This is a genomic window from Agreia sp. Leaf210, assembly GCF_001421485.1.
In the GTDB taxonomy this organism is placed as follows: Bacteria; Actinomycetota; Actinomycetes; order Actinomycetales; family Microbacteriaceae; genus Agreia.
Genome location: NZ_LMKK01000002.1, coordinates 623197 through 635107 on the forward strand (window position 1 = coordinate 623197; position 11911 = coordinate 635107).

Consider the following 11911-nt stretch of genomic DNA (forward strand, 5'->3'; position numbering starts at 1 on the left):
TTACGCAAACACGATTCGATCACGCTAGCATGTTTACGTAAACAAATAGCACGCGCGGCTGTGATTTATCGCGTGCAGATTTCGGGGAACAGTGAACTCTCGGTCAGACAATGTGGTCTTCGATGCGCAGCAGCGCCGCACGCGCGGACCATCGATGGCCGACGTCGCGGCCATCGCAGGAGTCTCCGCCCAGACCGTCTCACGGGTGGCGAACGGCATGACCAACGTAGACCCGTCGACCAAAGACAGAGTCGTGGCAGCGATGAACGAGATCGGCTACCGACCCAACAGCGCGGCTCGTGCTCTGAAGACCGGGCGCTTCAAGTCGATCGGCGTGATCATGTTCACCCTGTCGACCTTCGGCAACATGCGCACCCTCGACGCGATCGCGACCGCCGCGGCACAGGCGGGCTACTCCATCACCCTCATCCCCATCGCCCTGCCGACGCAGGTGGAGTTGCTCGGTGCATTCAGCCGCCTCGGTGAACACGCCGTCGACGGGGTGATCGTGATCGTCGAATCCCACATCCTCGACCGATCGGATGTCTCGCTGCCCACCGGCCTGCCCGTGGTGATCGTCGACTCCGACGCGGGCGACAAGTACAGCGTCGTCGACACCGATCAGGCGTCGGGCGCTCGCGACGCGACCCAGCACCTTCTCGAGCTCGGCCACCAGACCGTCTGGCATGTCTCCGGGCCGAAGGATTCGTTCAGCGCATCGCGCCGTCGCGAGTCGTGGCAGGCGACGCTGATCGCGGCGGGCGCCGAGGTGCCCGAGGTGCTGATCGGCGATTGGACCGCGAACTCCGGCTACCTCTGCGGTCTCGAACTGGCGAAACGAGACGACGTCACCGCCGTCTTCGCTGCGAACGATCAGATGGCACTCGGCCTGATGCGCGCCTTCCACGAGAACGACATCGACGTTCCCGACCGCATCAGCGTCGTCGGTTTCGACGACATGCAGGAGGCCAGCTCGTTCTGGCCGCCCCTCACGACCGTGCACCAGGACTTCAGCGCGGTGGGCCGCCTGTGCCTCGAGAAGCTCCTCGATCAGATCGACGGATCCGGCACCTCGCGCGGCGTCGCCGTCATCCCGACGAGCCTGATCGAGCGCCAGAGCACGGCTGCGCCCGCCTCGCGAACCTAGCCCGCGGCATCCGCGCCCCATGGGCGCACCCGCGCCCGGTCGGCCAGCAGCGGATGCGCCTAACAGGCGCGCACGCGCCTCGCCCTAGTCGCGCGAGACGTCGGTGCGGTGAAAGTTCAGGTGCGAGCGCGAGGCTGTCGGGCCACGCTGACCCTGGTAGCGCGAGCCGTACTCCGTCGATCCGTAGGGCTTCTCCGCAGAGCTCGACAGGCGGAAGAAACAGAGCTGGCCGATCTTCATTCCGGGCCAGAGCTTGATCGGCAGCGTCGCTACATTCGACAGCTCGAGGGTCACATGACCCGAGAATCCGGGGTCGATGAATCCCGCGGTCGAGTGCGTGAGCAGTCCGAGGCGACCGAGCGAGCTCTTTCCTTCGAGCCGCGCTGCCACGTCGTCGGGCAGCGTGACGAGCTCGAAGGTGGAGCCCAGCACGAACTCGCCCGGGTGCAGGATGAACGGCTCGTCTGCCTTGGCCTCGATCAGCCGCGTGAGTTCGGGCTGATCCTCGGCCGGGTCGATGAAGGGGTACTTGTGGTTGTCGAACAGCCTGAAGAAGCGGTCGAGGCGCACGTCGATGCTCGACGGCTGGATCAGCTCGGGCTGGTAGGGGTCGAGGCCGATGCGGCCCGCGTCGAGTTCGGCCTTGATGTCACGATCGGATAGCAGCACGGCCATAGCCTAGCCAGTGCACACCCCTGCCAGGCTGATGAGCGCTCGCACTATGGTGGTCGCATGGATGCCGCCGACCAGTTCTCCCGGGCGCTCTCGGCCCCATCGACGCTTCCTTCCGAACTCTCGGGGCTCGACTCCGATCCGCTCTGGGCGGCCCTTCTCACGAGCGTGCAGAATGTGGTGCTCCGTGAGATCCGTGCGGGGCGGCATCCCGAACTCGCCGACGAGTCACGGCGCGAGGCATGGCCGGCAGCCCTCGATCGACTCGGCGACGATGCGCGCGTGCGCATCGGCCGCGAGATCGTCGACAAGCTGAGCGTGAGCACGGTCGACGAGCTCTGGAGCACTTGCATGCGCGTGCTCGGCACCTCCACGGGCGCGAGCGACGTCGACCGTGCGGCCGAATCGGATGCGCGGGGCACGTCGATCGCCGTGGCGAGCGGCAACCCGGTGGCGCAGGAGCACCTCGTCGATCTGCTCGAACTGCTCGGCGAGGTCGTCGACACACAACTCGCCGACCGCTTCGGAGTTCGCGCAGACGATCCGCGCCCCGAGCCGATCGAGTTCTCGCTCTCCGACGCCGGACCGGCACCCGAGCCCGTGACGGAACCCCGCGCCGCGTCCGTCACCTCGGGATTCACCGCGCCGGTTCCCGTGGCCATGGCCGACGCGGGCCTCGTCGTGTCGATGCCGCCCGCCCTGACGGAGCCGCCGGCCCAGCCCGCGGCCGTGCCGGTGTTCGACTGGGCGGCCGACCCGTCGCATCCGGTGTCGACGCCAACGGAGGCGCAAAACGGACCGCCGGGCGATCCGGGATGGCGCCCCGTTCCGACGAAACCGACGACGCGTACGCCGGCGCCCCTCGGTCGTCGCGCGGGGGCGTTTCTCATCGACAGGGCCGTCACGATTCTCATCACCGCCGCGGCGTATCTGCTCTTCGTATGGCCCGCGACCGCTGCGGCCTCGTCGAGCCCGGAGACAGGTGTGCTCGTCGTCGCCCTGGCCCTCGTCGGAGTCGTCGTTGTGAGTCTCGCCTGGTTCGTGGTCGTGGCGTGGATGGTCGGCACCCGCGGTGCATCTCCCGGAAAGCGCCTCATGCGCATCGAGGTCACGGGATACTCATCCCCCGGCCCTATCGGATTCGGCCGGGCGCTGCTGCGCGAGCTGATTCTCGCGGCCTTCGCGATCGGAACCGCGCTCACCGCGTGGCTGCCCTACGCATCCGTCTTCTGGGACTCGTCGAAGCTGCTGCGCGGCTGGCACGACAAGGCGGTCGACGACATCGTGGTCGAGGTCGCACGGCTCTGAAGGGTCGTGCTGCGCCGCGGATCGTCGGTTAGGCTATGGATGCCTGCGGCTCGAAAGCAGGCCACGCGGATGTAGTTCAATGGTAGAACTTCAGCTTCCCAAGCTGATAGCGCGGGTTCGATTCCCGTCATCCGCTCTCACGAGAAACGCCCGTCAGAACTTCGAGTTCCGGCGGGCGTTTCTGTTGCTACTGGGCCTACTAGCGGCGGGCAGCACCACGGCCGCGCACCTGGATCCAGATGATCAGCACGATGATCGCGCCGATGATCGATCCGATGATGCCGGCAGGCTGGAAGAACCCCTCCTGCGCGTCGGCACCGAAGATCAGGAAGCCGAGGAATCCGCCGACGAACGAGCCGACGACGCCGAGCACGATCGTCATTCCGATCGACAGGTTCTGCTTGCCGGGAACGACGAGACGGGCGACGGCGCCGGCGATGATGCCGACGACGAGAATGCTGATGATGAGTCCGAGCATGATGATGACCTCTTCAGGTGAAGTGCGTTGTGAATGCACGGTGTCGCCGCCCGGTGCCGAGCGGTGATCCCAATCAACCAGCAAAAGGGGCGGCCAAACACACCCCTAGGGGTGTAAGTTCTACCCATGACATCGACGAGTACTCGACCCCTCACGGTCGCGCTCGTCGACGACTACGACGTGGTCCTCGTCGGTCTCGCGCACATGTTCGACTCGTACTCCGAGCGCGTGGTCGTCGCGGAGATCGACGCCACCACGGGCCTCAGCGACACCGTCGACATCGTGATGTACGACTCGTTCGCCCAACCCGAGTCCGACCACGACGAGATCAGCGCCCTCGTCGGCAACCCCCGCGCGGGCAAGGTGGTGATGTACACCTGGAATTTCCATCCCGATCTCGTCGCAGGCGCACAGCAGCAGGGAGTCCACGGCTACCTCTCGAAGACACTGCCCGCCCGCGAGCTCGTGGCGTCGCTCGAGCGTATTCACGCCGGTGAAACAGTGATCAGCGAGCCGCCTCGGCGGGCGAGTCCGGCGTCCGGTCTCGACTGGCCCGGTCGCAGCGAGGGCATCGCCGACCGCGAATCAGAGATCCTCGCCCTGATCACTCAGGGCAAGAGCAATGCCGAGGTGGCGCGACTCACCTACCTCAGCCCCAACACCGTCAAGAGCTACATCCGCAGCATCTACCGCAAGATCGGGGCGACGAGTCGAACCCAGGCGGTTCTCTGGGGCGTCGCCCACGGGTTCACACCCGACAACCACCGCATCGACCACTGGCGCGGCGGCCCCTGACGTCAGGAATCCGCTAATGCCCCCGAGGCGAGCGGTTCTCCGTGTTGCGCACCTGGTCGTCGAGGTCGGCAGGATCGAGGTCTGCCTCTTTGAACGATGTACTGAGCGGCAGCCGCAGTTGCAGATCGCTGCCCTTGCAGATGTCTACGCGCCCGTGCTCGAGTACGAAGTCGAGCACGTGCCCGCCCGTCGAGAGTTCATCGTCGATGAAGTGCACGTGCCCTCCGGGAACGCCGATCCCGCGCTCGTACAGCGGAGTGCGGAACCCCGCGACCGTGCCCGTGATCGATTCGAACGACACGATCGCCTCGTCTTTCACCGCCTCGCGCATGGGCGGATACGGCTTCTGCTGGCGCCTGACCGTGCGCGTCGTCACCGACTCGAAGCGGCCCGTCACCCGAACGGCGAACAGATAGTTCTGCGAGTCCTCGAGCTCGATGATGCGGGCCACCACATCCGTTCGCGACATCCGACTGGTGACATCGAATCCGATCACCGGCTCGAACGGCATCACCACGGCGAACGGCGTGAGGTCGTCGGCGGATGCCCGTTCCACCGAGCCGTCGGCGCGCAGCCGATGGCATACGCCGTCGAGCACCAGCATCTCGCCGTCGAGCGCATTGAACGTTCCGAGTCCGAAGTCGCCGTGCTCGAGCAGCTCGACCACCGTCAGATCGCCGTCGTAGACGCCGTCGAGCAGGGCGCTCATGAGGCTGGTCTGGAACACTGTCCGTCGCTGATCGTCCACCCGCCCAGTATGCCCGTCGGGCATCCACATGCACCTGACGTAGCCTGTGGATCATGAGCACATCAGCCGACCTGACCGCCGAGGGACAGCAGTTCGTCACCGAGAGGCATCTGGCCATCCTGTCGACCATCTCTCCCAGTGGCAGCATCCACTCCGTGCCCGTGGGATTCACCTACGCCGACGGCGTGCTGCGCATCATCACCGGCGACGGCACCCAGAAGGTGCGCAACATCGAGCGCGCCGGCCACGCAACCGTCAGCCAGGTCGACGGCATCCGTTGGCTGACCCTGTCTGGGCCGGCTCGCATCGAGCGCGATCCCGAGGCCGTCGCGGATGCCGTCGCCCGGTACGCGGTCCGGTACCGGCAACCCCGGGTCAATCCGGCGCGTGTCGTCATCCGGGTGGATGTCGACGGCCTCCTGGGTTCCAGCGGGCTGCGCGCGAGCCAGACGCCGCGCGAGGACTGATCAGCGCGGAGGTACGACCGTGTGGTTGATCTCCCAGCCCGAATCCCACTCGTCGGAGAAGAATCCCGACATCTCTTCGGTTCCGTAAGGCAGCGCCTTCGAGTTCATCGACCGACGTGCCCGCGCAGGCGAGGGCGGGTTCTCGTCGTGCTCCTCGGCGTCGTCCATGTGATTACTCCAGTTGCTCGGTGACCTGCATAGGGTACGTCGCGGAGCGCCCGGTGCAACAGGTCTAGTGGGCGACTTCGCAGAGAGAGACAATCCGTCTATACATAGCCACGCGGCTTCCATGTCGGCGGAACACCGGGCTCCTCGGTGTAGACGAGGCCCTGTCCGCTGTTCGCGGAGGCAGACAGCAGGTCGAGCCACTCGCGGTTGATCGGACCGAGGTTCGAGTCGAGGAAGCGAAAGTAGAGAGGAAGCGCGGGCGTCAGCCAGATGCTCGATCGGCCGCTTCCCACGGACACGTCTTCCTTCCACGAGAAGAAGAAACTTTCGCCCCTTCGGAGCTTGGCCCCAATGACGAGTTGAAGGTGCAGCAGCGCCCGGTCGGCGATGTCGATCTCGAGTTCGGATCGAGCGTAGATCAGTTTTCCCATTGCTCTTTTCTTCGTGCGGGCGCCCCGCAGGGCGGGCCCGCATAACTGTAGAGAAAATTCTGAGGCCGCTTTCTGGGACTTGACAAAGCTCGTTTCCATGGGAAATAAACGCGCCTTTGGCGTGTCGCAAACGGGTGCGTATGCTCGTCATTACTCGAACATATATTCGAAGGAGTGGAGCGGATGAGCATCTCGTATACGGCCGAAGCGGTCACCCTGTGGGTCGACGACGACGTGCCCTCGCGCATGGTCTGGAATGGCCGGCGCTGGCGCGTCTCCGACATGCCCACCCCTCTCGAAGATCTGGCCTGGTCTCGGGTCACGCACCCGCCCATGATCCGCGGGTGGCGATTCCAGGCCACCAATGAGCTCGGCGTGAGCTTCGTCTTCGACGTCATCTGGTCGGTGTCAGATCGGGAGTGGTCGCTGGTTCGGGTCTACGACTGAGCAGACCCGGCCTGGCCCGATGGCCCCCGAGTAGGGCATGCTAGAAGGGCTACGACACGAAAGGTGCCGCATGCTTCCGTTTCTCATCGTCGGCGCGATCGGCTTGCTCCTCCTGCTCACGAGCATCATCATCGGCGATCTGCTCGATCTCGTAGGTATAGGCGATGGCCTGGTCTCGGGAATCGCGATCGGAGCTGCGCTGTCGATCTTCGGGGTCGCCGGGGTCATCACGGTGTCGAATGATCTGCCCACCTGGCTCACCTACGTCATCGCGGTAGCCCTCGCCCTCGTCGCACTCGTCGCCATCCAGCTGTTCGTCAGCCACATCGCCAAGCAAGAGAGCGGTGGCCACTACTCCCCCGTCGGCCTCGTCGGATTCACGACGGTGAACACCGGGCCCGCCGGCGGAGAAGTAAATCTCGATGACGTGCGCGAGCTCGAGCGGCGATCCGCCATCAGCGACGCGACCATCGCTGCGCAGACGCGCATCCGGGTCGTCGAAGAAGACGGCTATCGGGTCAAGGTCGTGGCCGTCGTCGAAGACAGCGCCGCCTCCTAGAGCCACAGACCCCTACAGAGAGGAAGCCCAGTACATGGACTTCATCAGCAGCAACACGTCCATCGTCGCGGTGGTCGTCGTCATCGTCATCATCGTGGCGTTGCTCGGCTTCATCGCCAGCCGCATTCGCCGCGTTCCGCCGAACCAGGCGCTCATCGTCGTCGGCCGCGGCGCCGCGAAGGATGCGGCCTCCGGCATCACCTCGCCCCAGAAGGTCATCATCGGTGGCCGCACGTTCATCTGGCCGATCTTCCAGGAGGGCTTCAAGCTCTCGCTCGAGCAGTACCAGACCTCGGTCGATGTGACGGCGATCGACAGCAACTTCATTCGCACCTCGGTGAAGGCCACGGTCAACTTCAAGGTCACCGGCAGCGAAGACGGCGTGCGTCGCGCCGCCCAGCGCTACCTGCTGCAGCAGGCGAAGCTGCCCGAGATCGTGCAGCAGTCGCTCGAAGGTTCGCTGCGTGGACTCATCGGTGGCCGGGCCGTCGACGAGCTCGTCAAGAGCTTCGCGCAGCTGGCCCAAGATGCGGTAACCGAGACCAAGGGCGAGCTCGCCGAGCTGGGCCTGCAGATCGAGACCCTGAACATCCGCGAGATCGAGACCCCGGGCTCGACCTACCTCGCCGACCGCGGTCGCGCCGAGGCCGCCCAGGCTCGCCAGATCGCCGAGGTGCGCGAGGCAGAGACCGTGCGCGCCGCGGCCCTGTCGCGCATCGAGAACGAGCAGCTCACGGCAGAGCGCCAGCGCGAGCTCGACATCCGCGTCGCGTCGATCAAGGCCGACACCGAGCGCGCCAACGCCGAGGCAAACGCAGCCGGTGAACTCGCCCGCGCCGAGCAGGCCACCTTCGTGGCCGGCAAGGAGCGCGAGGCCGTGGTCGAGCAGGCCAAGGTCGCCGAGCAGCGACTCAACATCGAGGTTCGCCAGCCCGCCGAGGCCGCGGCCTATGCCGCTGTACAGAAGGCACAGGCCGATCGCGACACCGAGAAGGCGTCCGTCGACGTCGAGGTGTACCGCCGCCAGCAGACGGCAGAGGCAGCACGCACCGCGGCCGTCAACGAGGCCGAATCGATCACCGCCCTCGGTAACGCCAACGCGGCCGCCACCCGGGCCAAGGGAGAGGCCGAGGCCGCCGCGGTCAAGGCACTCGCCGAGGCGCAGAACCTGCTGAGTCGCGAGGCGCTGGCCTCGCGGGCGATCGACGCGATGCCCGAGGTCGCCCGCCGCATGGCCGAGCCGCTGTCGAACGTCGACAACATCTCGATCATCTCGACCGAGGGCGCGAGTGCGCTCACGAAGTCGGTGGCGCAGAACATGACCGAGCTGCCCGAGGTCATCAAGCAGGCCACGGGCCTCGACCTCAGCGCATTGCTCGCCGGCATCGGAGGAGGCCTCGCGGCCAAGTCGACCGGCAGCGGCACCGGCGCCGGAGCGAGCGTCGCCGGCACCGGCCGCACGGCAACCGCCACGTCGCCCGCGACCGACGCGGAGTCGCCGGTCATCTAGAGCAGCACCCCGCCGAGCGCGGGAGTTCTCGCCTGCTGCGGTGGCCCAACCACTGCGGCGGGCTCGAGCTCCCGCGCTCGTCTGTCACTGCGATGTCGAGATCCCGCTAGAGCCAGTGCCCATCTGCCAATACGGTGAACCCATGAGCACCACGCACCGCACCGCCGAGGGCACGACGAACCTCTCGGCCGGCATCCAGTTCGCCGCGATGGGGATCGTGTGGGGTGCGAGCTTTCTCTTCATGAAGGTGGCCCTCGAAGGCACATCGTTCGGGCAGGTCGCGTGGAGCCGTCTCGTGCTGGGCGGCCTGGCTCTCGGCATCGTGATGCTGATCACCCGCAGCTCGCTGCCTCGTTCGCCGAAGGTCTGGGCGCACTTCGTGGTGGTCGCCATCTCGGGATCGGTGCTGCCCTATCTACTCTTCGCTTGGGCGGAGCAGTACGTGTCGAGCGGCCTGGCCAGCATCTACAACGCGGTGACGCCGATCACCACCGCGCTCATGGCCACACTGGTGTTCCGCGTCGAGAAGCTCAGCCGGGCGCAGATCCTGGGGGTCGCGGTCGGCATCGTCGGGGTGGTCGTGATCATCGGCCCGTGGCGCTTCGTGCCCACGGCCGCCGCCACCGGCTCTCCGGTGACCGAACTCGCAGGTCAGCTCGCCTGCCTCGGATCGGCGGTCTGCTACGGATTCACCTTCAGCTATCTGCGACGCTTCATCACGGGCCGAGGCGTATCGGGAGTGACCACGGCCTTTCTGCAGATCGGCCTCGGCGGCGCCATCATGCTGGTCTTGACGCCGGTCGTGGCCATCGGTGCGGTGCACCTGACGCCCGCGATCGTCGCGAGCCTTCTCGTTCTGGGAATCATGGGCACCGGCATCGCCTACCTCTGGAACATCAACGTCCTCCTCGCCTGGGGTCCGACCGCGACCTCGACCGTCACCTACCTGACGCCGATCGTGGGAGTCTCCCTCGGCATCCTGGTTCTCGGCGAGACGCTCTCGTGGAACGAGCCGCTCGGCGCAGTGCTCGTCTTCGTCGGGATCCTTCTCGCCCAGCGTCGACTCCGCCTCCCGCGTCGGCTCACAGGCGGTCGCGCTCCGCGCTGACGCGGGGCACCAGTGCGATAGCGGCGGCAGGGAACAGCGCCACGGCCACGAAGGCGAGCGGATACCCGACGAGACCGATCAGCGCTCCGACCGCCGGGCCCACGATCGAGGCCGCCACATACTGCCCCGTGTTCTGCACTCCGAGGGCCCGGCCACTCCAGGCTGGCCCCGCGGTCTCGGCTACCGAAGTGAAGGCGAGCCCGTTGTCGGCGACGACAACGACGGTGGCGACCACGAAGACCACGGCTGCGACGCCCCACGACGCCGCGTCAGAGAGAGCGAGCAGCAGCATCACGGCGCCAGCTGACAGCGCGACCCAGCGCAGCGGGCGCACGCGACTGCCGAGGCGGTCGCTCCACACGCCCACGAGAATGCGCCCGAGGGCGCCGACGAACTGCGCCGCGCCGACGAGCACGCCCGCGGCGAGCGGCTCCCAGCCGAGTTCGGTGACCAGCCACACGAGCCCGAACGTCGACACCGTGAACTGGGGAACCACCAGCAGAACCGACACCACGTGGATGCGCCACAGAAATGCGCTGCCCCGGTAGGGATTCGCGACGCGCGCTTCGGGCGCTCCGGATGCCGCTGGCACGTCGGCCTCGTCGCCAACGGATGCCGACGGCACCGCCGGGCGCGTCACGGTGGCTCCCGGAGGCGCGGTGCGAATGCCCAGCCCACAGACCAGTGCAAAGACCGCCGCGATCAGACCGGGAACGAGCAGCGCCGACGGAACACCGCCGCTCTCCGCGGCGACGGGAACAGAGACGGCCGCGATCGTGACTCCGAGCGGAACGGCCATCTGCCGGATGCCCATGGCGAGTCCGCGACGGTTGCTCGGAAACCAGCGCACCACCAGCGAGCCACTCGCCGAATTGGTGCTGGCCGCGGCCATGCCGCCGACGAGCAGGAAGGCTCCGATGGCGACGTAGCCATCGACCGCCATGGCCCCGAACGCCGCCAGCGCTGTGACGGCGAGGCCGACCGTGATGACCCAGCGCTCTCCGATACGGTCGACGAGCGCGCCCCAGGCGAAGAGAGTCAGCACCATTCCCACCGTCGGCGTCGCCGCCAGCAGTCCGGCCTCGGCGAGCGTGAGTCCACGCTGGGTGTGCAGCAGCAGAATGAGGAACGCGGGGGTGTTGATGAAGACGGTACCGGCAGCCTGGGCGCCCACGCCGAGCGCGAGGTTCACCCACGCACTCGGGCGGATGCCGGCAATCGCGGCTGCGCGGGTCGTCTCGGTCGACGTCATGGGAGGCTCCTTCGTGCGGCTTCTCGAGCTCGCACGTTTATTGGTATACCATTGCGGTATACCAAGCAAGTCGGACTTCCTCCTCCTCTTTCCTCAGACGGGCGCAGACATGACAGACGGCACCGAGCGGGCGACGCAGACGTCGCAGCTCTATGAACGCCTCCGCACCTCGATCCTGACCCTCGAGCTGCTGCCCGGCCAGAGCCTGGCCGAGCGGGGCCTCGAGTCGCGGTTCGAGGCATCCAGAACCCCCGTGCGGGCCGCCCTCGTTCGCCTCGAAGCCGAGGGTCTGGTGCGCCGCGACGGCCGCAGCTACACCGTCGCGCCGATCGACCTGGCCGAGATCGCCCAGCTCGCGGAGTACCGCGAGGCCGTCGAGACCGCGGCGGTGCGGCTGACGATTCAGCGCGCGTCAGACGCGCAGCTCGATGCCTTGGCCGACGAGCTCACCTCGATGGCAGATGCCGGGGCAGCCGGAGAGAGCGTGCAGGCGGGTGGCGATTTCCACTCTCGCCTGGCCGACCTCTCCGACAATCCGTTCTTCACCTCCGGTGTGACGACGTCGCTGCGTCGCCTGGAACGCACCCGCTGGCTCGAGGCCCGCTCTGCCGGTTCACGCGATCACGCGCACGACGAGCACCTCCGCATCCTCGCCGCCGTTCGTGCGCGCGATGCCGACGGTGCCGCGGCGCTCATCGCGGAGCACATCCGCGGCACGCACGAGCGCCTGCGCGAGTCTCTCCGCTCCGACGAGTGGCGTCGAGCCCACGCTCTGCCGTGACCTATTCAGGAGGAGCGCGTCGCCGACGCCACTATCCACA

General features: G+C 66.9%; 15 protein-coding genes and 1 tRNA gene. 10 read left to right on the forward strand and 6 right to left on the reverse strand.

The genetic code is table 11. The annotated features are described in order from the left end of the window. The first annotated feature begins 154 nt into the window (after positions 1 to 154). Positions 155 to 1147: a LacI family DNA-binding transcriptional regulator gene (locus tag ASE64_RS08930; protein WP_082466138.1), complete on the forward strand. Its 993-nt coding sequence runs from the start codon at positions 155 to 157 to the stop codon at positions 1145 to 1147. An 84-nt stretch (positions 1148 to 1231) separates the two neighbouring features. On the opposite strand, the gene dcd is transcribed toward ASE64_RS08930, so the two are convergent. Then, the gene (gene dcd, locus ASE64_RS08935) at positions 1232 to 1816 is read right to left on the reverse strand and encodes a dCTP deaminase (RefSeq protein WP_055779882.1); all 585 of its coding nucleotides are present in this window, start codon (positions 1814 to 1816) and stop codon (positions 1232 to 1234) included. Between the two features lie 63 nt (positions 1817 to 1879). On the opposite strand from dcd, the gene ASE64_RS08940 reads away from it, so the two are divergent. Then, on the forward strand, positions 1880 to 3127 hold the full coding sequence (locus tag ASE64_RS08940) for an RDD family protein (protein ID WP_055778959.1): 1248 nt from the start codon (positions 1880 to 1882) through the stop codon (positions 3125 to 3127). 65 nt (positions 3128 to 3192) lie between these two features. Further along, a tRNA-Gly gene (locus tag ASE64_RS08945) sits at positions 3193 to 3263 on the forward strand. 63 nt (positions 3264 to 3326) lie between these two features. Here ASE64_RS08945 and ASE64_RS08950 read toward each other — a convergent pair. Next, positions 3327 to 3605 (reverse strand): GlsB/YeaQ/YmgE family stress response membrane protein, encoded by a 279-nt coding sequence (locus ASE64_RS08950; RefSeq protein WP_055778962.1) that lies wholly within the window; start codon positions 3603 to 3605, stop codon positions 3327 to 3329. A 126-nt stretch (positions 3606 to 3731) separates the two neighbouring features. On the opposite strand from ASE64_RS08950, the gene ASE64_RS08955 reads away from it, so the two are divergent. Beyond that, positions 3732 to 4400, forward strand: coding sequence for a response regulator transcription factor (locus tag ASE64_RS08955; protein WP_055778965.1), 669 nt, complete (start codon positions 3732 to 3734; stop codon positions 4398 to 4400). A 13-nt stretch (positions 4401 to 4413) separates the two neighbouring features. On the opposite strand, the gene budA is transcribed toward ASE64_RS08955, so the two are convergent. Further along, positions 4414 to 5148, reverse strand: coding sequence for an acetolactate decarboxylase (gene budA, locus ASE64_RS08960; protein WP_235480548.1), 735 nt, complete (start codon positions 5146 to 5148; stop codon positions 4414 to 4416). A gap of 53 nt (positions 5149 to 5201) precedes the next feature. On the opposite strand from budA, the gene ASE64_RS08965 reads away from it, so the two are divergent. Then, a complete protein-coding gene (locus tag ASE64_RS08965) occupies positions 5202 to 5615 on the forward strand; it encodes a PPOX class F420-dependent oxidoreductase (protein ID WP_055778968.1) in 414 nt (137 codons plus the stop codon). Here ASE64_RS08965 and ASE64_RS17425 read toward each other — a convergent pair whose 3' ends face one another. Further along, positions 5616 to 5783: a hypothetical protein gene (locus tag ASE64_RS17425; RefSeq protein WP_156351738.1), complete on the reverse strand. Its 168-nt coding sequence runs from the start codon at positions 5781 to 5783 to the stop codon at positions 5616 to 5618. A gap of 98 nt (positions 5784 to 5881) precedes the next feature. After that, positions 5882 to 6214 (reverse strand): DUF7882 family protein, encoded by a 333-nt coding sequence (locus tag ASE64_RS08970; protein ID WP_055778971.1) that lies wholly within the window; start codon positions 6212 to 6214, stop codon positions 5882 to 5884. 183 nt (positions 6215 to 6397) lie between these two features. Between ASE64_RS08970 and ASE64_RS08975 the strand changes: the two genes are divergently transcribed. From ASE64_RS08975 to ASE64_RS08990, 4 genes are all read left to right on the forward strand, one after another. Beyond that, positions 6398 to 6661: a hypothetical protein gene (locus tag ASE64_RS08975; RefSeq protein WP_055778974.1), complete on the forward strand. Its 264-nt coding sequence runs from the start codon at positions 6398 to 6400 to the stop codon at positions 6659 to 6661. Between the two features lie 70 nt (positions 6662 to 6731). Continuing rightward, entirely contained in the window at positions 6732 to 7220 is a 489-nt protein-coding gene (locus ASE64_RS08980) for a hypothetical protein (protein WP_055778977.1), read from the forward strand. 34 nt (positions 7221 to 7254) lie between these two features. After that, the gene (locus ASE64_RS08985; RefSeq protein ID WP_055778980.1) at positions 7255 to 8730 is read left to right on the forward strand and encodes an SPFH domain-containing protein; all 1476 of its coding nucleotides are present in this window, start codon (positions 7255 to 7257) and stop codon (positions 8728 to 8730) included. A 142-nt stretch (positions 8731 to 8872) separates the two neighbouring features. After that, entirely contained in the window at positions 8873 to 9838 is a 966-nt protein-coding gene (locus tag ASE64_RS08990) for a DMT family transporter (protein WP_235480549.1), read from the forward strand. Here ASE64_RS08990 and ASE64_RS08995 read toward each other — a convergent pair. After that, on the reverse strand, positions 9813 to 11090 hold the full coding sequence (locus ASE64_RS08995) for an MFS transporter (RefSeq protein ID WP_055778983.1): 1278 nt from the start codon (positions 11088 to 11090) through the stop codon (positions 9813 to 9815). The two genes, ASE64_RS08990 and ASE64_RS08995, sit on opposite strands and share 26 nt — an antisense overlap. A gap of 109 nt (positions 11091 to 11199) precedes the next feature. Here ASE64_RS08995 and ASE64_RS09000 point away from each other — a divergent pair, with 109 nt between their 5' ends. Then, on the forward strand, positions 11200 to 11871 hold the full coding sequence (locus ASE64_RS09000; RefSeq protein ID WP_055778985.1) for a GntR family transcriptional regulator: 672 nt from the start codon (positions 11200 to 11202) through the stop codon (positions 11869 to 11871). Positions 11872 to 11911: the final 40 nt, after the last annotated feature.

Excerpts from the sequence above, each read along its gene's own strand:
- ASE64_RS08930 (WP_082466138.1), top strand. The coding sequence starts at position 155 with ATGGCCGACGTCGCGGCCATCGCAGGAGTCTCCGCCCAGACCGTCTCA.
- ASE64_RS08940 (WP_055778959.1), top strand. The coding sequence starts at position 1,880 with ATGGATGCCGCCGACCAGTTCTCCCGGGCGCTCTCGGCCCCATCGACG.
- ASE64_RS08950 (WP_055778962.1), bottom strand. The coding sequence starts at position 3,605 with ATGCTCGGACTCATCATCAGCATTCTCGTCGTCGGCATCATCGCCGGC.
- ASE64_RS08955 (WP_055778965.1), top strand. The coding sequence starts at position 3,732 with ATGACATCGACGAGTACTCGACCCCTCACGGTCGCGCTCGTCGACGAC.
- ASE64_RS08965 (WP_055778968.1), top strand. The coding sequence starts at position 5,202 with ATGAGCACATCAGCCGACCTGACCGCCGAGGGACAGCAGTTCGTCACC.
- ASE64_RS17425 (WP_156351738.1), bottom strand. The coding sequence starts at position 5,783 with ATGGACGACGCCGAGGAGCACGACGAGAACCCGCCCTCGCCTGCGCGG.
- ASE64_RS08970 (WP_055778971.1), bottom strand. The coding sequence starts at position 6,214 with ATGGGAAAACTGATCTACGCTCGATCCGAACTCGAGATCGACATCGCC.
- ASE64_RS08975 (WP_055778974.1), top strand. The coding sequence starts at position 6,398 with ATGAGCATCTCGTATACGGCCGAAGCGGTCACCCTGTGGGTCGACGAC.
- ASE64_RS08980 (WP_055778977.1), top strand. The coding sequence starts at position 6,732 with ATGCTTCCGTTTCTCATCGTCGGCGCGATCGGCTTGCTCCTCCTGCTC.
- ASE64_RS08985 (WP_055778980.1), top strand. The coding sequence starts at position 7,255 with ATGGACTTCATCAGCAGCAACACGTCCATCGTCGCGGTGGTCGTCGTC.
- ASE64_RS08990 (WP_235480549.1), top strand. The coding sequence starts at position 8,873 with ATGAGCACCACGCACCGCACCGCCGAGGGCACGACGAACCTCTCGGCC.
- ASE64_RS08995 (WP_055778983.1), bottom strand. The coding sequence starts at position 11,090 with ATGACGTCGACCGAGACGACCCGCGCAGCCGCGATTGCCGGCATCCGC.
- ASE64_RS09000 (WP_055778985.1), top strand. The coding sequence starts at position 11,200 with ATGACAGACGGCACCGAGCGGGCGACGCAGACGTCGCAGCTCTATGAA.